This is a genomic window from Sphingobacterium sp. SGL-16 (assembly GCF_011043515.1).
Taxonomy (GTDB): Bacteria; Bacteroidota; Bacteroidia; order Sphingobacteriales; family Sphingobacteriaceae; genus Sphingobacterium; species Sphingobacterium litopenaei.
Genome location: NZ_JAAKGQ010000024.1, coordinates 1 through 22,438, shown reverse-complemented (window position 1 = coordinate 22,438; position 22,438 = coordinate 1). Strand labels below are relative to the sequence as shown.

Annotated in this window: 19 protein-coding genes; 9 read left to right on the top strand and 10 right to left on the bottom strand. The window is 35.5% G+C overall.

Annotated features, from left to right (window positions below):
- Positions 1-35 precede the first annotated feature (35 nt).
- Positions 36-1,634, bottom strand: coding sequence for a M20/M25/M40 family metallo-hydrolase (locus G5B32_RS09560; protein WP_165291318.1), 1,599 nt, complete (start codon positions 1,632-1,634; stop codon positions 36-38).
- A 529-nt stretch (positions 1,635-2,163) separates the two neighbouring features.
- On the opposite strand from G5B32_RS09560, the gene tnpA reads away from it, so the two are divergent.
- From tnpA to G5B32_RS09535, 5 genes are all read left to right on the top strand, one after another.
- Complete coding sequence (gene tnpA, locus G5B32_RS09555) at positions 2,164-2,550, top strand: IS200/IS605 family transposase (protein WP_165291349.1); 387 nt, start codon at positions 2,164-2,166, stop codon at positions 2,548-2,550.
- A gap of 155 nt (positions 2,551-2,705) precedes the next feature.
- The gene (locus tag G5B32_RS09550) at positions 2,706-5,828 is read left to right on the top strand and encodes a SusC/RagA family TonB-linked outer membrane protein (protein ID WP_165291317.1); all 3,123 of its coding nucleotides are present in this window, start codon (positions 2,706-2,708) and stop codon (positions 5,826-5,828) included.
- A gap of 17 nt (positions 5,829-5,845) precedes the next feature.
- Positions 5,846-7,801: a RagB/SusD family nutrient uptake outer membrane protein gene (locus G5B32_RS09545; RefSeq protein ID WP_165291316.1), complete on the top strand. Its 1,956-nt coding sequence runs from the start codon at positions 5,846-5,848 to the stop codon at positions 7,799-7,801.
- Positions 7,802-7,830: 29 nt separating this feature from the next.
- Complete coding sequence (locus G5B32_RS09540; protein ID WP_165291315.1) at positions 7,831-9,105, top strand: DUF4959 domain-containing protein; 1,275 nt, start codon at positions 7,831-7,833, stop codon at positions 9,103-9,105.
- Positions 9,106-9,114: 9 nt separating this feature from the next.
- Positions 9,115-10,794, top strand: coding sequence for a DUF4998 domain-containing protein (locus G5B32_RS09535; protein WP_206366862.1), 1,680 nt, complete (start codon positions 9,115-9,117; stop codon positions 10,792-10,794).
- Between the two features lie 658 nt (positions 10,795-11,452).
- Here the strand turns inward: G5B32_RS09535 and arsB are convergent.
- The 7 genes from arsB to G5B32_RS09500 all read right to left on the bottom strand — a co-directional run bounded on the left by arsB (position 11,453) and on the right by G5B32_RS09500 (position 15,287).
- The gene (gene arsB, locus G5B32_RS09525; RefSeq protein ID WP_165291314.1) at positions 11,453-12,484 is read right to left on the bottom strand and encodes an ACR3 family arsenite efflux transporter; all 1,032 of its coding nucleotides are present in this window, start codon (positions 12,482-12,484) and stop codon (positions 11,453-11,455) included.
- Positions 12,485-12,487: 3 nt separating this feature from the next.
- Positions 12,488-12,700 (bottom strand): hypothetical protein, encoded by a 213-nt coding sequence (locus tag G5B32_RS17490; protein WP_262886433.1) that lies wholly within the window; start codon positions 12,698-12,700, stop codon positions 12,488-12,490.
- Positions 12,684-12,863, bottom strand: coding sequence for a hypothetical protein (locus tag G5B32_RS17485; RefSeq protein ID WP_262886432.1), 180 nt, complete (start codon positions 12,861-12,863; stop codon positions 12,684-12,686). The genes G5B32_RS17490 and G5B32_RS17485 overlap by 17 nt, the downstream gene beginning before the upstream one ends.
- 17 nt (positions 12,864-12,880) lie before the next feature.
- A complete protein-coding gene (locus G5B32_RS09515) occupies positions 12,881-13,654 on the bottom strand; it encodes a metallophosphoesterase family protein (protein WP_165291313.1) in 774 nt (257 codons plus the stop codon).
- 17 nt (positions 13,655-13,671) lie between these two features.
- Complete coding sequence (locus G5B32_RS09510) at positions 13,672-14,145, bottom strand: DUF6428 family protein (protein WP_165291312.1); 474 nt, start codon at positions 14,143-14,145, stop codon at positions 13,672-13,674.
- A gap of 66 nt (positions 14,146-14,211) precedes the next feature.
- Positions 14,212-14,541 (bottom strand): ArsR/SmtB family transcription factor, encoded by a 330-nt coding sequence (locus G5B32_RS09505; RefSeq protein ID WP_149914300.1) that lies wholly within the window; start codon positions 14,539-14,541, stop codon positions 14,212-14,214.
- A gap of 134 nt (positions 14,542-14,675) precedes the next feature.
- Entirely contained in the window at positions 14,676-15,287 is a 612-nt protein-coding gene (locus G5B32_RS09500; protein WP_165291311.1) for an outer membrane beta-barrel protein, read from the bottom strand.
- Between the two features lie 540 nt (positions 15,288-15,827).
- Here G5B32_RS09500 and G5B32_RS09495 point away from each other — a divergent pair.
- The 3 genes from G5B32_RS09495 (at position 15,828) to G5B32_RS17480 (ending at position 21,197) form a co-directional block, all read left to right on the top strand.
- Positions 15,828-19,787 carry a response regulator gene (locus G5B32_RS09495; RefSeq protein ID WP_165291310.1) on the top strand — a complete coding sequence of 1,320 codons (3,960 nt, stop codon included), beginning with the start codon at positions 15,828-15,830 and terminating at the stop codon, positions 19,785-19,787.
- Between the two features lie 631 nt (positions 19,788-20,418).
- The gene (locus G5B32_RS09490; RefSeq protein ID WP_165291309.1) at positions 20,419-20,586 is read left to right on the top strand and encodes a hypothetical protein; all 168 of its coding nucleotides are present in this window, start codon (positions 20,419-20,421) and stop codon (positions 20,584-20,586) included.
- Between the two features lie 11 nt (positions 20,587-20,597).
- Entirely contained in the window at positions 20,598-21,197 is a 600-nt protein-coding gene (locus G5B32_RS17480; protein ID WP_165291308.1) for a LuxR C-terminal-related transcriptional regulator, read from the top strand.
- A gap of 146 nt (positions 21,198-21,343) precedes the next feature.
- Here the strand turns inward: G5B32_RS17480 and G5B32_RS09480 are convergent, their stop codons facing one another.
- Complete coding sequence (locus G5B32_RS09480) at positions 21,344-21,712, bottom strand: response regulator (protein WP_165291307.1); 369 nt, start codon at positions 21,710-21,712, stop codon at positions 21,344-21,346.
- 129 nt (positions 21,713-21,841) lie between these two features.
- Complete coding sequence (locus tag G5B32_RS09475; RefSeq protein ID WP_165291306.1) at positions 21,842-22,102, bottom strand: response regulator; 261 nt, start codon at positions 22,100-22,102, stop codon at positions 21,842-21,844.
- Between the two features lie 121 nt (positions 22,103-22,223).
- On the opposite strand from G5B32_RS09475, the gene G5B32_RS17555 reads away from it, so the two are divergent.
- Positions 22,224-22,438: transposase (locus G5B32_RS17555; RefSeq protein ID WP_317166103.1), on the top strand; the 215-nt coding region annotated here is incomplete at its 3' end.

Below are 22,438 nucleotides of genomic sequence, written 5' to 3'. Positions count from 1 at the left end.
ATATTTACTCCACTTTTTTATCATTCAAAAATCTATTAATATCCTACACCTGTTCTGCGAGGCTGTCTAATAGCTGGCCAAGGCTGAGGGGTGCCATTAGGACCCGCCGGCATCACTCGTCTTTCTCTATTTACAAGCTCAGGTTCCTCTGATGCTTTATAAGCCATAGTTGCAGCAATGATCACATTCCATTTCAAATCATCAAATACTAACTTGTCGTAAGTATCTAAATTAGTGTGCCATGTGCTGGTGAAATATCCCCAGGATAGTGAGCTGAGCATAAATGCTGGGACGCCAGCAGCGACAAAAGAAGCATGATCGGAGCCTCCGCCGCCTGGAGAACCAGGGAATTCTGTTTTTATGTCTTTGGTAATTTGCTGAGGAACCGCACTTAACCATCTACCTACATAATCATATGCGTGCACAAATCCAGATCCATTGATTGTCTCCACACGGCCTGTTCCATTATCTAAGTTAAATACGGCTTGCGTTTTTTCTACAATTTCAGGATTATCTAGAACAAATGATCGAGAACCATTTAAACCTTGCTCCTCACTTCCCCAGAGCCCTATTAAAATTGTACGTTTGGGATTTGGTAGAATCTGCTTTAATACGCGTGCTGCTTCCATCATTGCCAGCGTGCCTGTACCATTATCGGTAGCGCCAGATCCTCCCTCCCAAGAATCCAAATGCGCAGAAAGAATAACATATTCATCGGGTTTTTCTGTTCCCTTAATTTCAGCTATGGTATTGAACGAAGGTACAGGTCCTAATGATTTAGAAGATGTATTTACTGCAATTTTAGGTTTGATGCCTCCTTGAGCAAGACGATATAATATCCCATAATCTTCAAGGGAAATATCTAAAGTCGGAACTTTTTTTGAACGTGCCCCAAAGATCTTATTTGCTCCGAATTCTTTTGACCAATTACTAGTAAGTATTCCTACGGCTCCAGCATTTTCTAATATCCCAGGAATAGAATTTACATTATAACCTGTTGCTCTAATCTTATTGGCCCAAACTATAGAAAGAGAATCTCGCTCTTTATTCATCTTTGCAATTGATTCTTTAGTACCATATTTCTCCCAATCATGATCAGGTCGACCCGTTGGTTGAGGCATAGAAATCATTACATATTTACCTTTTACACTGGGTAACCAGCGCTGGAAATCTAAAGAGTCCTTTATCTCCGGTAGAGCAATAACCTCCCCTTCGATAGTCTTCCCTTTTGTACTTGGACTCCATGCTAGCTGCGTTCCGGCTAAAGTTTTAATTCGTGGATACACCATGTCAATATGTGAAACCCCACGCTCCCAACCTTCCCATTCTCCAAACTGTTGATTCTTGGCTGGAATTCCCCAACTTTCAAACTTTTTTACTGCCCAGTTATTTGCATTAGTCATACCCGCAGTACCTACTAAACGAGGGCCAACAACATCAAGCAGCTCAAATGCTAATCCTTCCAATTGGGAATTTTTATTTACTTCTTCCACAATTTTTGTAACAATTGGATCTAATGTTTGAGCAGGTCTTTGACCTCTTTGTGCTAAAGCATTTTCAAATGAGAAAATACCCAAAATTAATGCCCCTGAGTAAACCCAAGCTTTACCCCTGCGTATGGTTCTTTGTTTCATAGTTTTTGTTAGATTGTAGTTAGTTCAACTTTGTTTACCTCGAATTTAGGGATTTATATCAATAACCCACGTAAAAACCTAGATACTCATTTTTTTTGAATATCATCTATTATTACAATTTCGATTATAATTCAAAAACAAACAAAAATTAAGAGCTAAATGCGTAAAAGGTCTAAATTGATATTGACAATGCAACTCTTATTAACTAAATAGGCTCTTACTATTCTAAAAGAACATCTACAAAAAGATCTTCATTGCGAATATTATTTAAAGCATCATCTATTACTAAAAAATGAATTTCATATAGAGGAACTGATAATTCAGCTAAAGCTGAACTATCCAAATCCAAAAACTTTTGTAAATCAATTTTATCCGGAACCAAGTTGGGTTCTCACTGCTAAGAGGACTGGTAGAGCGTAAAACATTATACCCCCTCCTTTTTAATTTCATCAGTATAGGATCCCTAAGTTTTACAAAATTCGGTGCCATATCACTATAACTCCTACAGTGGCAAATTTTTTAGACTTTAATAGTTATTTTAAAACACTACTTAAAGTGTCATTTAATCTTCGTTTGCAAGTATCGTAAAAAGTTACTTGTCGGTCAGTTAAAAGATGATATGCGTTCTTTTCTCTTAAACATTACTTCTAATTCAGATTTTGAAATTGAAGTGTTTGAATCTGATTTAGAACACATCCATTTTCTTATTCGTTATATCCCTCGTGTTTCAATTACTTCTATTGTTCGCAAGTTAAAACAAGAATCTACTTATTACATTTGGCGTTCACCACACAGGTCAATCTTATTTAAACATTTTTGGAAAGAACATACTTTCTGCTCTGATAGTTATTTTGTTTGTTCAATAGGTGAAGCATCTCCTGATACTATTCGTGAGTATATTCTCAATCAGGGTTAGTCGCATACATCCCACAGGCTAAACACCTGTGGGTTTTACGCTCCGTTTTATAAAATTTTGATTCGATAGTTTCACGTTTTAATTCTTGTTTTTTTTAAATTCTATCTGTAGATTTATTATAAAATTAATCGATTTAGCCAATTAAATTCTATTTTATGAAAAAAGTTCAACAAAAACTGTTGAGTCTTTTATTCTTACTAGCTATTCCTATTTTCGCATTTTCCCAAAAGCAAATTACAGGTGTTGTTAAAAACGGCTCAAATGGGGATGCAATCGGAGGTGTTAGTGTTCTGAAGAATAAAATAACTTCAACTCAGACCAATGCAAATGGTGAATTTCAATTAACTGCTAACGTGGGTGATAGCCTTACCTTTACGTATGTGGGAATGAAAACACTGAGTATTGCCGTCGATCAAAAAAACATTCTTGAAATTTTGCTGTACGAGGACGGCAGTACCATTGATGAGGTAACAGTGGTCGCATTCGGTACACAAAAAAAATCTAGTGTAGTGGGCGCTATTACGACGGTCAAAGCTTCAGATTTAAAAATCCCAGCATCCAACTTAACGGGATCATTTGCAGGTAGAATTCCTGGTGTCATTTCCTACCAAACATCTGGGGAACCCGGAGCGGACAATGCGCAGTTTTTTATTCGTGGTGTGACAACATTTGGTTATCAAACCTCTCCATTAATCTTAATTGATGGATTCGAAGCTACCACAGACAACCTCGCCAGATTGCAACCAGATGATATAGAAAGCTTCTCGATATTAAAAGATGCTTCAGCAACTGTATTGTATGGTGCTCGCGGTGCGAACGGTATTATCATGGTGACTACGAAATCTGGACGAGAAGGCCCCGTATCCATGAACGCGCGTGTGGATGTAAATACTGCCATGCCGACCAAAATGATTGATATGATAGACGGGGTTACCTATATGCGATTGTACAATCAAGCACAATTGACCCGCCAACCTATTTTAGGATCATACTATTCCGAACAAAAAATCCAATCTACCCAAAATGGGGAAGATGCTATGATCTACCCAAATATTAATTGGTACAATACATTATTCAATAAGTCTACTACCAATACTAAGGCAAATGTGAATTTGTCCGGAGGCGGCCAAGTTGCAACATATTATGTATCAACAGGATTTGATAAAGAAACAGGGCTTTTGAAAGTTGATAATCGAAACAACTTCAATAACAATATTGATATCAATCGATTATTTATACGGTCTAATGTTATTTTTAAATTAACGAAAACAACCACCTTAGACACCCGTATTCAAGGTAGATTTGAGCGTTATACTGGTCCATATGAATCTGCCTCCAATATTTTCCGTATGACAATGAATAGTAACCCAGTAGATTTTCCTGCTGTATACAAGCCTGATGCTGCGAATGAATTTACAGAGCATGTTCTATTCGGAAATTCATTTGTTACCGGTTCACTAAAATCAAATCCATATGCGGAGATGGTAAGGGGATTTGAAGACCGCAATGAAAGTAGCATCATCGCACAAGCAACATTATCCCAAGACTTAGGTTTCCTTACAGAAGGGCTAAAGATTCAGGGAAAAGCCTCGGTAAGTACTTGGGGAAAATACTCTAGTCGCCGAACATACAATCCTTTCTATTATGATTTAGAAAGCTACAATCAAATCACCGGTGAGTTCAAACTGTACCCACTCAACCCTACTTCGGGGCAATCATACCTTGGAAACGTAATTCCAGGACGTGATGCCAATGGACATTATTATTTCGAAGCCAGATTAAATTGGAATCGCTCATTTGGTTTGCACAATATTGGTGCTATGACTGTTGGTATGATGGAAGAAAAACTATTGACCGCGGGCAATAGTACTTCGATTTACGAAACATTACCCGAAAAAAACATGGGTAATTCAGGTCGTCTAACCTACGATTATGATAATAAATATTTCGCTGAGGCGAGTTATGGCTACAATGGATCAGAGAAATTTACTGGCGAAAAGCGTTATGGATTTTTTCCTTCATTTGGGGTAAGTTGGTTGATGTCCAACGAAAGTTTTTTTGAACCATTAAAACCTATCGTTAGCTCCTTGAAACTGCGTGGTACTTGGGGTTTAGTAGGTAACGATGCTATATCCAGTAGATCCGGTCGTTTCTTTTACCTTTCTGATATCGCTATGGGTGGTGGGGCATATCGCTGGGGAACCTCATTCATGAACGCTTATGATGGGTATTCTGTAAACAGATATGCTAACCCTGACATTACTTGGGAGCAATCCGAAAAATGGAATCTAGGAGCAGAAATTAATTTCATGAATGAATCCCTAAAATTTACAGCTGATTTCTTCAGAGATGTGCGTAGCAAGATATACATGAATCGTGAAAACTTCCCAGCCTCAGCAGGTCTTGAAGCTAGTGTAAGTGGAAATGTTGGACAGGTAAGCTCGCAAGGTTTCGATGGTTCATTGGACTATATGAAAAACATAAATCAAGACTTTTGGTTATCAGGACGCGCAAATTTTACATATGCTGTTAACAAATTAGACGAATTGGATGAAAGAGATTACCCCGATTCATATTTAAAAAGAAGAGGACAAAACATCAACCAACAATGGGGCTTACTCGCTGAGCGCTTGTTTGTAGATGAGGAAGAAATACAAAACTCTCCAAAACAAGATTTCGGCGAATATATGGCTGGAGATATCAAATACAAAGACATAAACGGAGATGGAATCATCAACAGTAATGACCGCATCGCTATGGGCTTCCCTACAGTACCAGAAATACAATATGGTTTTGGTATGTCGATGGGATACAAGTCCGTGGACTTATCCTTTTTCTTACAGGGTAATGCCAATGTATCTTTCTTTATCAATTCCTCGGCAGAATCTAACCTTTCCTCAGGAGCTTATGGTATTGCTCCATTTGCTAACAGAAGAAATGCCTTGGCCATCATTGCGGAAGATTATTGGAGTGAAACAAATCCAAATATTCATGCCTTTTGGCCTAGGTTATCTACCGAACCTGTCAACAATAATCTACAACAATCATCATGGTGGATGCGTGATGGATCTTTCTTGCGCTTAAAATCTGTAGAGATTGGATACAGCCCTAAAAGTTTAAAGCGTTTTGGAATTAATAAAGGCAGCCGAATCTATTTCAGTGGTGAAAATTTATTTGTGACTAGTCCATTCAAACTTTGGGACCCAGAGATGGGAAGAAATGGATTGGGATATCCTCCAAACAAGAGATTTAACATTGGGATTCAGTTAGTGTATTAATTTAAAGAACTAAGAAAATGAAATCATTAAAATATTTAGTAGTAGCAACTGCCATAAGTCTGGGTTCTTGTACGAAGTATCTAGATGTAGTTCCGGATAACACCTTAAAGTTAGAAGATATATTCACACTTAAAGAAGACGCATACAACGCACTAGCTAAAGTATACAGTTATTTGCCTAACGACGAGAGAACCCACGTAACCACATGGACATTAGGCGATGAATACGTAGGTAGATTGGATTTGAACAATACAACCAGCAATCTTAGAGCTATACGTATTATGCGTGGTTTACAGTCTCAGACAAACCCGCAATTGGGCTTCTGGTCTGGATCTGAAGGTGGAAAACCATTATATATAGCTATTCGCCAAGCGGATGTATTTTTAGCAAACATTGACAAAGTAAAAGACATGTCGGAAATGGAGATTGCCGATTGGAAAGCACAAGTGATGTTCTTAAAAGCATATTTCGCATTTTTACTTGTGCAGCAATATGGCCCCATTGTTATTCCCGAAACTACAGCCTCGCCTGAATCTACCAAAGAAGAGTTATTCTTACCTAGAAAAAAAGTTGAAGAATGCTTTACTTATATCTTGGATTTAATGAATCAAGCGATTCCAAAATTGAATGAGAGAGCGACTTCGAACAACCTGGGTCAAATTGATCAGGTAGCAGCAAAAGCAATTAAAGCGCGGGTCCTATTTTTTAGAGCAAGTCCATTTTTCAACGGGAACCAAGAGTATTTCGGTGACTTTATGGATAGAGATGGTCAACCATTTTTCCCAATGCAAGCGAATAACGAAAAATGGCAAGAAGCATTAGTAGCAATAAATGATGCAATTGCTACAGCGGAAGCAAATGGATTAGGATTATATAAATTCGAAAAAGAGCCTTTCATATACGATAGACCAGCCTTTCAAGAGAACACAGAAAGAATGAAAAAGTTGTATGATTTGCGTATGCTAATTGTAGATCCTTGGAACAAAGAATTAGTATGGGGAAATTCTAATCTTGACTACTATAACCAAGGTGAGCTAGCACACTCGACAAACATCAGATTACCAGAAGGCTATGGCGACGGGGTAGTAAATACAGCGGCCTACTCTTGGCAATGGATGGCAGCTACCTATGCAATGGCCGAACGCTATTATACTGAAAATGGTTTACCAATTGAAGAGGATCTTACTTATGATTATAATAATAGACATGAGATCATCAGAACCCCTGGCGCTGCAGATCCAGCATACACGCATTGGAATGGCTATATGCAACCAGGAGCGGAGACCATTAAGCTTTACATGAATAGAGAACCTAGATTCTATGCAAATTTGGGTATTACCGCCGGCTATTGGAGAGCACATGCCGTACGCATTAACACCATGATGTACGGTAACTCACATGGAGGGTATAATTCCTCTCAACATACTACCGACTTTTTAGCAACAGGTATTGGTACTCAAAAAATGATACATCCTGAATCGCAATCCAACGCTTGGCAACGTACTATAAAATTTCCATACCCAATAGTACGTATGGCAGATTTATATTTGATGAAAGCAGAAGCGATGAACGAACATCTTGGACCTTCACAATCTGTTTACGATGAAATCAACAAAGTAAGAGAACGTGCTGGTGTACCTAAAATAGAAGTTGTTTGGGCTGATCCTACACTAGCAAAAACAGTAAATAAACACAAAACCAAAGAAGGGCTAAGGGATATAATACTTCAAGAACGCGCGATTGAATTTGCGTTTGAAGGTATTCATTTTTGGGATATGTGGCGTCACAAAAGAGCGACTTCTGCCTTCTCATCACCGGTATGGGGATGGACCCACACAGGGACAACAGGTAACACTTTCTTTGTATTAGAGGTAAAACAACAGCGAAGATTTACTATCACAGACTGTTTATGGCCTATTAGTCTTAATGAGATGAATACCAATGGACAATTGATTCAGAACCCAGGATGGTAATTATTTGAAGATTTTAAATTGCAATTATTATGAAAACAATATATTTAGGATTCATTTACTGTCTGGTAAGTTTATGCATTATATCCGCTTGTAAAGAGAAAGATAGATTCAAACCCAATAGTGATGACACCCAAGCTCCAGGAAAAATCACTTTAAAAAGCTATGAGGCATTATACGGTGGGGCTAGATTTTTCTATTCATTTCCAGACGATGAGGATTTGATGAGTGTGGAGGCTATTTACACGAATAAAAATGGTAAAAAATTCACTTTCGCAGCTTCTTACTTTGTGGACTCTTTGGACGTATACGGTTTACCAGACACCGAAGAATATACTATTCAATTGTATGCTGTAGATAGAGCAGGTAATAAATCAGAACCATTAAATGTAAAAGTTAGACCTTTAGAACCTGCATTTAGTAGAGTAGCAAACTCGATGGTGGTAAAACCAGGATTTAGCTCTTTCTTTATAGATTGGTCAAATGAATTAAAGCAAAACATCAATGTATATGTTGATTTCTCCTTCAATCAAAATGGGGAAACTAGATCTATAACTTCTGTTTTTTCGTCAAATCTTGAAAAGGATAGACGCTTTATCAATGACCTTGTACTTTCTCCCTCGGAAAAAGTGGACGTAAAAATCAGAGTAGAAGACATATATGGTAATATCACAGAACCTATATCCAAAGGACAAATATCACTGTATGAAGATATTAAAATCCCAAAACAATCATGGATTTTACCCAACCCAAACGATTCAGTTGGCGGAGTTCCTATGGTATTCGGTAATGGTCTAGAGGGTAGAAATAGATACGTAATTGATGATATCATTGATAGAGGTGATAATTTGAATTTTATGCATACCAGTGGACGTGGAAAGACGGGGCGTTCAGCTGATGGGAATATGCCTTGGAATTTTATAATCGACTTAGGTGGATATTACGAACTTAGCCGCATAGTCACTGTACAGCGTCACTCCGGTGGCTTAGCTAATATATCACGAGGCCAATACTATAGAGATGAAAATGTTGGTGTGTATAATATGTACATCTGGGATGATGCCACTAATTCTTGGGAATTTGTTTCTCAAAGCAAAATAGAAGTTCCTTTAGGATTGAGTGAATTAGAGTTTGTGAAAAAAGGTGAAGCGGGTGATATGGCATATATGTATCCTGATGAACCGGCCTACACAAAGAAAACACGCTGGTTTAGATATGAAGCTGTCAAAAGTTTTAATGGAAACTATACCCTGGAAGATGCCAATTGTCTTTCGGAGATTACTCTTTATGGTAGAAAAAGTAACTAATCTTGAAATATGAAAGTTATTAAAAGAAACAGCAAATACCTATTTTTAATATGGGTATTAGCAATGATATATTCTTGTAAGGGAATGTATGACAATGTACAACCCTATTCTAACGAAGTGGTATACCCTGCAAAATACGACACTATTGTAAGTAAAGTAGGATTTGAGCGTGTAGAAATAGATTTGATGAAAGTAGGTCGCATTCCTTCGAGTCAAATATCAATGGGTAAATCAAAAAAAACTATTATTGAATACGATAGTGAAAAGATTGTGATAGACTCCTTAGTCTCATGGGTCAATGTCACAAATCTTAAACAATCTAAACTTTACAGAATTCGAGTATATACAATTGATGAGTTTGATAACAAATCAGTACCACAAGTGATTGCTGTAATACCATATACACAAGCCGATGTGGATAATCTGGTAGTCTCTTCTCCTCGTGTATTAACCTCTCCTAGTGCAGCTGTATTAGATTGGCCTACTTCACTAACCAATATTCTGCTAAACTATAAAAGCTTAGAATACCAATACACAGACAAGAATGGTACGAAGATAACAGGAAAACAAACGAATAATCCTCGAATATTTGCAGCGAACTTAAATGCTGGACAGCCATTCAACCTCCTTCTTAAATACAATGTTGTACCAAAGGTCAATGGCGTACCAATATTGGATTCTGTAGAGTTAAATACACCATTAGCTATAAATATGCCAACGGGATCTAGTACATTTAATCCTGCTGAGCGAGAAATACTTGAAGCAAATGGTATTACTACATTCACAGCAGATGCTGTGGCTAGTTACGAAAAGCTAACCTATCCAGTACATACCAATACATTACAAGATTTATTTTACTTTGCGAATGTTGAAGAATTGGATTTAACTGGGGGCAATTTATTCCAACTCAAAACATTAGATTACAATAGAAATGGTGTAGTCAAAACCATAGGTGGGGGAAGCTATTTACCATTCATTCGTAAGGTATCTCCTATTACAGATGCCAATGCACAAACTATGGTAGACCTGCTGAGATTAGGTATCATTAAAAAGATAAAATATATACCGAATTCATTAGGTATTGATCATCTATTGAAGCCCTTTGAAAACTCAGGTGTCATTGAATATGTGACCACCCCAAATGAGTCCTTAATTCCTATGGATTTCTTCTTAGACGGAAAAATACAAGATGCGACAGCCTGGGCATTGGATCTACAAATCCCTGCTACATCTCCACCTGCAGCTCCTGCTGGAATCACCTTACAAAATGTTTTTAAAGCAACTATGAGAGGTAAAAATGGAACATTTGTATTTGTAATCCCAAAGGAATACAGATTTAATATTCCAGAGTACAGATACCTTAAATTCAAAGTTTACATGCCGGCTAAATCTGTTATTAGCGGCACCTATGAGCCCTATCAAAGACTTTGGCCAAGGATAATGAATTACCTTTGGGCATTTTCATCAGAAAGTACATTTGGCCAGGAGGGTTCTTCATTTAATGCAAATGATTATAGAATACCAGATAATCAATTACAGCAATGGACAGATGTAACTGTTGATTTGCAGTCTAGAGTGAATACTCACAATAGAGTTATTGCTATAAATATTGGTGGCGAACCAAGTCTGACATTTGCTCCTACTGTAGATATGGTATATTATTTTGCTAATTTCAGATTTTCAAAATAAAAGATAAATAATAGTACAAGCAGGTTTGAGCTAATTCCAACCTGCTTGTATATATCCGTCCTATGAAATAAGTGTTTATTAGCTTTCGGGTGTAAAATAATAAAGTTGATTATATACTAAAAAATAAGGCTGACTGCCTAGTTTATATAACGTAAAATCTAGATTCAGCCCTATTTTCTCAGTTAGGGGTAATCAAACGCTGTTCTTCAACTACTAGAAATTACTGGTACAAAACTCGAAGCTTTTGCTAGAAGATTTGAGGCGGCTGAGTCAGTTAGAATATAATCCATCTCAAGATAAAAAAATGCTGAAGAAGCTAACAAACATAATAGTAGTTATTTGAAGCAACGAAATAGAAAAGAAAAATCAAATGATGACATCATTCATGTTAGACAAAAAGCATCTGGGAAGGATAATTATCATTACAAACCTATTTGTTCTAATTTCTGTTTATAAATTTCTTTATAACTTTCCTTATATTGCCGCTTCCTTCCCTTAAATAAATTATTTCTAAATAGCTGTTATGTTTGTGAGGCTCGGTCTTGCGAATTTCTTTACGGAATGGGGCAACTTTTAGTAATGTTGACGCTTCAATTTTGTTTTTTATGGAGATAGAGTTTTTCAATTTATCTAACATATGCAGTTTATCCCTATAAAATTAGCTATAATACTTTTTCTTTAACCATAAACTTGCCTTTACCAGCAATATTAATACCGGCACTTCTACCAATGGTCCAATCACACCTACAAATGCCTGCGGCGAATGAATACCGAAAACTGATATTGCAACAGCGATTGCCAATTCAAAATTGTTTCCTGTAGCAGTAAATGCGATAGAAGCGTTTTTATCGTAAGGTACTTTCAAAGATTTATTGATAAAGAAGCTTACAAAAAACATTAGCACGAAATATATGATTAATGGTATGGCCACTTTCACTGCATCCATTGGTAGTTCTACTATTTTGTCGCCCTTCAAACTGAACATTAATACGATGGTAAACAGTAAAGCATACAATGTAATGGGTGATATTTTTGGCACAAATATTCTGTTATACCATTCTATACCTTTAGATTTTACCAATATATAACGACTTAAAAAGCCTGCCAGAAAAGGAATACCCAAGTATATCAATACGCTTTCTGTTACCGCACTCATCGACACGCTTACATTGAAATTGGCTAAGCCAAATTTTGCAGGTAGTATGTTGATGAATAACCAGACTAAAAAGCTGTAAGAAATTATCTGAAAGATGCTATTCAATGCCACTAACATAGCGGTATATTCCCGGTTGGCTTTGGCTAGGTCACTCCAAACGATGACCATTGCTATACACCTGGCCAGGGCTATCAATATCAATCCTGTCATATAATCAGGTTCGTTCCGTAAAAACAGAACAGCTAATCCGAACATCAATACTGTACCGATAATCCAATTCAGCATTAACGATATGCCGATTACTTTTTTATCCTTAAACGCTTTGGGCAGAAGTGAATAGTCCACTTTTGCTAATGGAGGATACATCATCAGTATTAAACCAATTGCTATTGGAATATTGGTTGTGCCTACGGATAAGCTACTAGTTAAAGTAGAGATATTGGGAAAGAAAAAACCCAACCCCACCCCTAAAGCCATGGCAAGGAATATCCATAAGGTGAGGTAACGGTCAAGGAATTTTAATTTTACTTGCATCTTCTAATTGTTTATAGTGTTAGCGTTTTCTTCTGCTTTTAGTAAGCTCACAATTTCTAGTTTGTTTTCTATTTTTACCAACCGACCATTTTCAAATGGTTTTCTGTTTACCCATGTTGGATCTTTTAAAATTAGTCTATTGGTTTCTATCACTTTACCCGACATAGGTAGAAATAAATCACTAACGGTTTTAACAGCTTCAATGGAACCAAACATTTTCGTCCTGCTTAAAATAATAGCCAATATTCGACACATCCGCATACACGATTTCACCTATATTACTTTGGGCAAACTCTGTAATATCAATCGTTCCAATGTTATTTTCTATAGGCAGCCAAGTATGCTCTTCGGAAAAGTATAAATCCTTTGGAATTTTCATTTCCTTTTTTTAATTGATTAGTAACCACGTCTTAAATTTTCTGCAAATTCGTTGGGTAGCGGACTATCTTCAACTGCTCTTGCAGCTTTTTCAATATCGTATTCAAATCGAATAAATTCAACTTTTACACTGTCTCTATCCAACACAGAGCTGTTCTCATTAATGGTAAGCACTACATAACAACCTCTTACATCACTGTCTTTTGGTTTGCCTACCGAACCAATATTGATGGCGTGTCTGAAATGATTTTGTCCATCAATTCCCGAATTCAATACTCTGTGATATGGTTTGTGTGTATGTCCAAAACACAGAATGTCTGCATCTGCTTGTTCCATAATACGAAGCATACTTTTCTCCTCTCGGTCTTCAAATAAATATTCGTTTATTTTTCTCGGACTTCCGTGAACCAGTAGCAAATTCAATTTATCTTTATTTAGTTGAAACTCTACTTTTATATGTGCTGGTAGTGTTCGCAAATACGCTCTTTCTTCATCGTTCATTAAAGAATTTGTGAATGAAATAGAAATGTTTCCGTTGTCTTTTTCGCTGTCCGTTTTGTATGCACAACCGCATTCGCTGCTCATTCTTCCAATTCCAAAATCGTAATTTCCTGCAATTGTTGGGATTTTTCTTTTACGGATTTCGTTAACCACTTCGTTTGGCCAAATATTATAGCCCACCAAATCACCCAAACAATAGATACTGTCAGGATTTCTTTTTTCAACATCTGCAAAAAAAGCTTCTAATGCAGGTAAATTAGCATGAATGTCGCTGAATAATACAATTTTCATTTTGATAAATTTTAAAATTAGCAACAACCTCCACCTGGCGTGCAAGTATTGGTTTGATTTACCTGCAATCCTATTAAATTTTTCTTTTGTTTTTCTGATGGAATACCACAAGCATCTTCTGCCAAACAAGCTGTGGTTTTGTTTTTCAAGACAAAAGTTTTTCCATTAAATTCTAAATCATATTTTCCAATGGTGTCACTTTGATATTCCACTTCAATTTCCACATCTTCAATACCTAACTTTTCTTCCGAGAGATTAATGATGTTTAAAAGTTTAGTGGGTTTTAAGCGATGTTCAAAATCATTAGCATTCCATAATTGAAAATTGACAACTTTTTCGCTCCGAATTATACCACCGCAGTCAATAAAATGTTTAGTTATTTGCCCCACTTCCGTAACGTGAAAATGTTCGGGTACAAAAGTTCCATTTTCCAATTGAAATTCAACATTATCCAAAGTCTTAAGAATTTCTTTAATTTCTGATAGTTTCATATTTTTTCTATTATTATGATTAATGGTATATTGCAATGTAGCGATATAGTAAAGTAAAAAAATGCATTAGCAGCATTTTTCAATAGCTATATCAGCTACAAAGAAAGTATCGAGTTCTTTTTTAATTTGTTGCCAAACTGTCTCATTGATACAGTAACATACACTTGTTCCCTCTATATTTCCTTTAATGATGCCAATGTTCTTTAATTCTTTTAAATGTTGGGAAATGGTAGCTTGCGCCAATCCCAATTCTTCTACCAAATCATTACAAATACAGGCATTCTGTTTGATGATATACTGTAAAATGGCTATTCGCGCAGGATGTGCCAGAGCTTTCAAATTAATGGCTAAATGATTCTGTTCTTCCGTAAATATTTCACTTTTGGTAACACCCATGTATTTTTTATTAATATTGCAATATTACGATAATACATTGAAAACAACAATAATTTTATAAAAAAATTATTGTTAAGTTCGAAGAATAGTTGTCAATCGTATCTAGCCAGAGAAATCAGCTAAAAGATATGCTTTTATCGTTTGCTACCGAATTCGTATCCTATCCCAATAGAAGTAACTCTATTTAAATATTTCATTCCACTCTGGTTTGAAATATTAACCAACCCGGCCGAGCTAGAAAGTCTTGTTGTGAACCCTCCATTAAATCTATATCCAAAAATTAGACCTATCCCTGCATCGAATGGTCTAAGCTGATTGATTTCATTTCCCCACTCTAAATGTAGTGCATTTCTACCTGATGTCACTCTTGCATCAACCCCATATGCAAAATATGGACCTCCTCCAAAAAAGAACTCTCCAGATTTCGTTGGTGTCCATGAAATAAAATTTATAGGAACCTCTAAATACATTAACTTATCTGTAAGTGATTCACCATCTATTTCAGACTTACCACCTTTGCCTTCTAGGGAAAGTCCTGGCTGAATAGAAAAACGCGGAGACACAGCAATATCATAGTATGCAGAAAGATGGTAAAGGGGAGCTATTTTGGTTGTTGAGGACTGATTATCCATGCGCAAGTACTCACTTGCAAGATTCAATCCTGCTTTGAATCCAAATCTATTCTGTGCTGATAATCCTGTTACGGTACCGATCAATAAGAACGCTAATAGGTAGTTTTTTTTCATATTGGTTTGTTTATAAAATCTCATATTTAGACCTTAACCCAAGGCTAATATGAAAATTATGTAAATATAGTTAAATAATTGAAACAGTTATTTGTAACAATTTATATATAATATTAAGGATAATTCAATTTTTCATGCTATACTCTATTACATAATAAGCATTTTCTTTCCTCTTACGATAATCTTGACAATACGTAATCTTGGTTTTCCTTTGGCCCAATCGTAAACCATATGCTCATAAGCGTTCCTCAATACACTGTAACAACTTATAACTTTCTTGTGGTGTTTTGTGGCACTAAGTATTTATAAGAACCTTTTGCTCTGGGAATTAGTCCTGAAATTATCGGAGTCATTATCTACCCAATAAGGTATGGCTAGCATTGATTCTATGCATCATTACTCAGTATTTTATAACAATTATAGAGACAAAATATCATAAGCAGGGAGCTAAATCGAATGACTTAAATAAGTTAAATATTTAAAATTTTGAAGAGATTTACTATTTTATAGTTAAATTGTAAATGGCCAAAAAGACAACAAATGAATACCTATCCTATACCTTTAAACGAAGATGATCGATTAACGCATCTAAAAAGATTCAACTTACTAAACCTTAGTAAGGATTCTGATTTTGATGTTATTTCTAAAAGCGCGGCTAATTTTACCCATTGCCCTATCGCTTTAGTTAGCATAATGGAAAGAGATGTTCAACGCATACAAAGCTGCATCGGAATGGAGGTTGACTCTGTAGATCGAAAACAAACAATTTGTCAATATACGTTAATGAGCACGGATGCTCTTGTAATTGAAGATACACTCCTAGATGAGAGAACCGCCGACAATCCAATCGTTAATCAGGCCAAAATAAGATTTTATGCAGGTGTTCCCATTATTGATGAAGATGGATTTGCTCTGGGCACGCTTTGTGTAATTGATTTTGTTCCTAAAAAAATAGATCAAAGTCAAATTGATTTCCTCTATGCGCTTGCCAAAAATGTGAGCCAGCTTTATACCTATAAAAAATTAAAAGTTGAGTCGGGATATTATACAGATATAATAAAGGTAACCCAAAATTTAATTGGAGTAATAGATAGTGATTTAAACATAAAAGAAGTTAATCCATCATTCAAACAGATCTTAAATCAAGATAATAAAGAAATAATAAGTAAACCTTTTTTAGACTTATTTACTGCAGATACAAATGATGAATTAAAAGCAGCATTTAAGGATACCTTAGCTGGTAAAGAAGTTTCACTTACAACCTACACACTTTCTAATAGCAATCGTCTTATAACCATCCAATGGCACATTAAGTACGAGGAGAAGTACAACGAATTTTTCGCTATTGGACGTGATATAAGCCATGAAAACCAAGAGCGTTTAAAATTATTAAACTCTGAGCGAAGATTTAGAAATTATTTCGAAAACTCCTTGGGGCTTATGAGTATGCATGATTTAGATGGAAATATCTTACGTGTTAACGAAAAAGGAAGAGAGCTTTTGGGGTACAAAGAAAGCGAGGTAGAAGGTCTTAAATTAATTGATTTAATACCGCTGGAAAACAAACGACTCTATGATCAGTACATGACAGAACTGATTGAGCATGGGCAAATGCGAGGGATGATGACCCTGTTGAAGAAGTCTGGAGAAAAAGTATTTTTCTTATACCATAATGTATTAGAGAAGGATTTGGATGGAAATCCTTATGTCAGCAGCATCGCACTTGATATTAGCGATAGAAGAAAGCTTGAACTAAATCTTTTACATACGCAGCAAATTCTTGAACAAACAAATGCAGTAGCTCAAGTTGGTGGCTGGGAGGTTAGCATGAATGATGGTAGAGTATACTTATCTCCACAAGCGAAACAAATAATGGAAATGCAAGAAGTTGAAAATCTAGATCTCGAGACAGCTTTTGGAAATTTTCATACGAGTTCATCAATACTACTTCAAGAAGCTTTTTACACTGCAGTTAACCAAGGAATACCATATGATTTAGAGATAGAAATGCAACCTATCAGTCAAAACAGACAATGGGTGCGTGTAAAGGGTATACCAGAATTCTCCGAGGGGGTGTGCAAACGGATATTTGGAATTATACAGAATATACATAGTAGCAAGACCATGCATTTGGAGGTTGAACGAAAAGAATCTATGTTGCGCACTTTTATCGAATACGTGCCAGCAGCAGTAGCTATGTTTGACCAGAATCTAAACTACCTCTATGTAAGTAATCAGTGGTTAGATGAATTTAATTTTGTAAAGGAACATGTTGAACACAGGAATATTAGTGACCTTTCTACCGATATACCCGATTACCGAATAGAAATATATAAAAATGCTTTAAAAGGTATTTCTTATAAAAACACTCATGAGGTAATGTATATTGGTAAGGATAAAGAAGAAAAACATTTTAACTGGGAGGTTAGACCGTGGTATATTTCCGCACAGAAAATAGGAGGTATAATTATTTTTGTACAAAATATTTCAGAAGAAGTAAAGAAAAACGAAGAATTATTAATAGCTCAAAAATCTGCTGAGGCAGCAAATAAAGCAAAATCTGAATTCTTGGCAAATATGAGTCACGAGATACGTACCCCTCTAAATGGTGTAATCGGCTTCTCCGACCTACTTCTTCAAACACCACTTAATGAACTTCAACAGCAGTACCTTAAATATATTAATGAATCAGGAAATAGTCTGCTTAGTATTATTAACGATATATTAGATTTTTCAAAAATAGAATCCGGTAAACTTGAATTATATATAGGCAAATACAATCTATATGATTTATGTAGTCAAGTTGTAGATGTGATATTGTTTCAGGCGCAAAGTAAAGGTTTAGAATTGTTACTTAATGTGCCTGAAGAGTTAGATTTAAATATTTGGGTCGATGATTCGCGACTAAAGCAAGTTTTAATAAACTTAATGGGGAATGCCGTAAAGTTCACTGAAGAAGGCGAGGTTGAACTTAAAGTCCAACAAATAAGCCAAATGGGTTCAACAACAAAACTTCGTTTTTCTGTAAGAGATACTGGTATCGGAATTGCAAAAGAGAAGCAGGATAAAATATTTCAAGCATTTACCCAAGAAGACAGTTCAATTAGCAAAAGGTATGGAGGGACAGGATTAGGTCTTACTATTTCCAACAACTTACTAAAATATATGCACAGTAATTTGCAGCTTTTAAGTGAGCCAGAAAATGGAACTACTTTCTTTTTCGATTTGGAAGTTGAGTATGAAAAAACAATTACTAACCCTAATAATAAAATAGAAATACCTATTAAGCGTGCTTTGATTGTAGATGATAATACTAACAATCGAATTATAATGGATCATATGCTTAAGTATAAGAATATTGATACAACCTTAGCAAAAAATGGAGTAGAAGCTTTGCAGTTATTAGCCCAAGGAGAAGAATTTAACCTTATTCTTGTGGACTATCATATGCCAGTTCTCTCTGGTGTAGAAACTATTGCCAAGATGAAAGAAATAATGGCTAGTAAAAATATGGAAATACCGTTAATAATTTTGCATACTTCCTACGAGAAACAAGAATTGTTATCACATTTAAGTGACGATAATGAAATTGTTAGTTTAATGAAGCCTATCAAAACAGATAAATTATACTTGGCAATTAACCAATCAATACACAAACACCAACAAGATAAAGAAGATAAAGATCTAATTAAAAATAGTATTGCGACAGAAAATTTGCTAGACAAAAACGAATCTATAGCTGCTATATTAGTAGCCGATGACAATGCAGTAAACATGCAACTAAATCTCCGCATGCTAGCTGGTTTATTACCGAAATCCGAAATAATTTCTGTTAATGATGGAGAAAAAGCATATCAGGCGTGTACAGAAAAACAATTCGATATTATTTTAATGGACGTTCAAATGCCAGTTATGGATGGTACAGAAGCAACCAAAAAAATAAGACAATTGGATAATTACAAAAACACACCCATCATTGCCATTACTGCAGGAAATACTTTGAGCGAAAAACAAAACTGCATTCAAGCCGGCATGACACAGTTTCTTGCTAAACCAATTCGTATTGCTGATTTAAAAAGTGTAATTATGGAAGTTCTTGCTAACATTCCTGGTGATACGACTGCAAAGCATGCTACTTTAGACTTTGATTTTGATAGATCAATTTTAGAAAGTAATTATAGTGACGATGACGAGTTTAAAAGATATTTTCTTGACCTTGTAATTCAAGAATTAAACAACACAATAATAATATTAAAGCAAGCTATAGAATACAAAGATATATCTTCGCTTAAATCGATTCTTCATAAACTAAAAGGCACAGCGTCTCACGTAGGATTAATCAAATTAAATCAAGTTACGAAAGATTTAGAAGATAAAGTTATAAATCACGAGCCTTTTCGTTGGAATGAAATATTAAACATTGTAAAAGATATAGAGAACGGTCTTATGTATATAAAAGAGTTGAAAGATGATGACACACAGAGCACAGCAAATAATTAACATAAACTCAAGCATAGCCGGAAATCTTTCTACAAATCAGCCCGAAATTGGTTAAGCTTAAAGGAAGAGGTCGAACAAATCGTAATTAAATTTCTCAAGGAGACTTTTTGTCAAAAACAAACTAATTGAAATCTTCGACTTTCGCTTCCAAATTTTAGAGAAACTATTCAACGAGAGCCCTAAAGAATAAAATACTATGTTATATAAGAACCTTATTTTAAAGTGTGATTTATTATAAGCGACTAAATTCATAATTAAGACGTTTTCGAAACACAATTAATATTAAATGGAATTAGCAAGTTTCCCTTATATTATTATTTCGCAAAACTATAAGCATATGGACTGACAGCGACTTTTGACTAATAAAAGATTATTGAAAAGTTTAATCACCCTGTAAAGCATTTTGGCGACAAGCAAGCTCGATGGTAAGTTAGAGATTGAAAGATCTACCATAGGTGTTGCAGACTCGCAATCGCGCGAAAGAAGATAATTTCTTAACCCCACAGCAACCGAAAGAACCTTAAGTATATTTACTGACCAGAAGATCCATAGAAAAATTTTTCTTAATCGAAAGCATACCCTTTAGGTGATAATTGAAAATTTTTATGATATTTGATTTAAGTAATTACCTATGGATTTATTGAAATACAATCAAGCAAAACAAACTTGGCAAGAAATTGCAAAATATGCGCCCGAAGCTAATTTACCTTATACATTTCAGCTCGAAATTTATGAGAAGCTTTTAGATAGACTTCACCCGAGGCATATTATTATTATATCTTTAATGTTGGCAATATAGAAATAGAATTTGTGAGTGAGAGCTTAAAGAATGTATTAGGATGGTCTTTAAGCAACTTTAATCCTGAAAACATTATGAATAACATACATCCCGATGATAAATCCCGTTTTGTAATGTATGAGCAAGAAGTAACAAATTTTTTTTCGAAACTCAAGCCTGATAAGGTATTGAAATACAAGGTAAATTACGATTATCGCTTACGCTGTGCAGATGGCTCATACAAATGGATATTGCAACAAGTAAGCACCATTCAAACCAATGAGGATGGAGCTGTGGTAAGAGTACTAGGGGTTCACACCGATATAACTCAACTTAAAACAGAAGAAAAGGCAATCAACCTTTCTTTCTTAGGATTAGATGGTGAACCTTCATACTATAATGTATTAACTCCTTATGGCCAACAAAAAACACCTGAAGCTTCTTTATTTACCAGAAGAGAAAAAGAAATAATCCAATTGGTTCTGTTAGGCAGTACCACACTCGAAATCGCTTCAGCACTATACATATCCCCATATACAGTGAGTGTTCATCGTAAAAATATCCTCCGAAAATCAAACTGTAAATCCTTTGTCGAATTAGGCTCGAAAGCCTTACGCGAAGGATGGATATAATGCCTCTACCACAAAATTGGAAAATCATTAAATTACATACATCATAGAAAAATCAACTTAAATTTAAAGCGCATTTAGTCTAAGAGAGAAATTGACTTAGTTGACAACTTCCGCTGTAATATTTCTACCGATCTTGATTAAATCAATCATTCATCCCCGCCAAGGCCAATATTAGCCTGAAGAACCTTTAACATATCCTTTGATGTAAATGGTTTGGACAAAAAATCGTTCATTCCCGCCCTAACGCATCGTTCCATTTCGCCAGAGACATTTCCTGCACTTACCGCTATAATTGGTATATATTGATATCCTGGCAATAAACGGATATGTCTCGTAGCATCATAGCCATCCATAATAGGCATTTGTACGTCCATTAAAATGAGTTGGAATATCTCCTTTTCACATGCTTCAACAGCTTGTTTTCCATCACTCACTTGCAGAAATCTCGCACCAGGAACTAACATCTCTAGCATCTTGTGATTCAAAGCCCTATTAACCGGATTATCATCAGCCAATAAGACATTTATAGGTTGTTCAAAAATTGACAGATCCCTGTTCGAGAAATCTTCTTCTCTTTTAGTTTTAACGCTCTGAGAGGTTTTAGCAAGTATTCTATATAATTCATCAGATTTAATTGGCTTGAGTTAACAATGCGAATTTTCATTCTTTCTGAATGCTGATATAACATCATGTTCTTCCGAGGAAGTATGTAATACCACAAGAGGCACAGTTCTATTATTCTGTTTAAAAATCTCTTTCATCTTATCTATAGTTTCAAGCCCTGAAAGTATTGGCATATGGTAATCCATTAAGATAGTATCGAAAAACTCTCCATTAATTAAAAGCTGAATAGCTTCTATACCATTAGCTGCCGTAACACAAGTGATATTTTTATATTCTAACATATGTTAAAGAATGGTCCTATTGTTCTGGTTGTCATCAACAATTAAAACCCGACCAACATTCAGTTCTTCTTCTACTTGTACCAAATTTTGCTCATATCGTACTTCAATATCAAAATAAAAAATAGACCCTTTATCTAATTCACTCTCAAGCTTTAGATTACTACCCATATATTTTAATAGATTATTAGCCTATGAACTTCTTAATAGCGAAGAAGGAATTCTCAAACGAAAAAAACGATGTTATGATGTGGAACCGGTCTTCGGAAACATAAAACAAAATCATAATTTCCGCCGCTTTATGCTCCGCGGTAAAGATTTAGTGTCCATAGAATGGGG

Excerpts from the sequence above, each read along its gene's own strand:
- G5B32_RS09505 (WP_149914300.1), bottom strand. The coding sequence starts at position 14,541 with ATGGGTGTTACCAAAAGTGAAATATTTACGGAAGAACAGAATCATTTA.
- G5B32_RS09490 (WP_165291309.1), top strand. The coding sequence starts at position 20,419 with ATGGATTTATTGAAATACAATCAAGCAAAACAAACTTGGCAAGAAATT.
- G5B32_RS09545 (WP_165291316.1), top strand. The coding sequence starts at position 5,846 with ATGAAATCATTAAAATATTTAGTAGTAGCAACTGCCATAAGTCTGGGT.
- G5B32_RS09535 (WP_206366862.1), top strand. The coding sequence starts at position 9,115 with ATGAAAGTTATTAAAAGAAACAGCAAATACCTATTTTTAATATGGGTA.
- G5B32_RS09510 (WP_165291312.1), bottom strand. The coding sequence starts at position 14,145 with ATGAAACTATCAGAAATTAAAGAAATTCTTAAGACTTTGGATAATGTT.
- G5B32_RS09515 (WP_165291313.1), bottom strand. The coding sequence starts at position 13,654 with ATGAAAATTGTATTATTCAGCGACATTCATGCTAATTTACCTGCATTA.
- G5B32_RS09560 (WP_165291318.1), bottom strand. The coding sequence starts at position 1,634 with ATGAAACAAAGAACCATACGCAGGGGTAAAGCTTGGGTTTACTCAGGG.
- G5B32_RS09550 (WP_165291317.1), top strand. The coding sequence starts at position 2,706 with ATGAAAAAAGTTCAACAAAAACTGTTGAGTCTTTTATTCTTACTAGCT.
- G5B32_RS17485 (WP_262886432.1), bottom strand. The coding sequence starts at position 12,863 with ATGAAAATTCCAAAGGATTTATACTTTTCCGAAGAGCATACTTGGCTG.
- G5B32_RS09540 (WP_165291315.1), top strand. The coding sequence starts at position 7,831 with ATGAAAACAATATATTTAGGATTCATTTACTGTCTGGTAAGTTTATGC.
- G5B32_RS09500 (WP_165291311.1), bottom strand. The coding sequence starts at position 15,287 with ATGAAAAAAAACTACCTATTAGCGTTCTTATTGATCGGTACCGTAACA.
- G5B32_RS17490 (WP_262886433.1), bottom strand. The coding sequence starts at position 12,700 with ATGTTTGGTTCCATTGAAGCTGTTAAAACCGTTAGTGATTTATTTCTA.
- G5B32_RS09475 (WP_165291306.1), bottom strand. The coding sequence starts at position 22,102 with ATGTTAGAATATAAAAATATCACTTGTGTTACGGCAGCTAATGGTATA.
- arsB (WP_165291314.1), bottom strand. The coding sequence starts at position 12,484 with ATGCAAGTAAAATTAAAATTCCTTGACCGTTACCTCACCTTATGGATA.
- G5B32_RS09495 (WP_165291310.1), top strand. The coding sequence starts at position 15,828 with ATGAATACCTATCCTATACCTTTAAACGAAGATGATCGATTAACGCAT.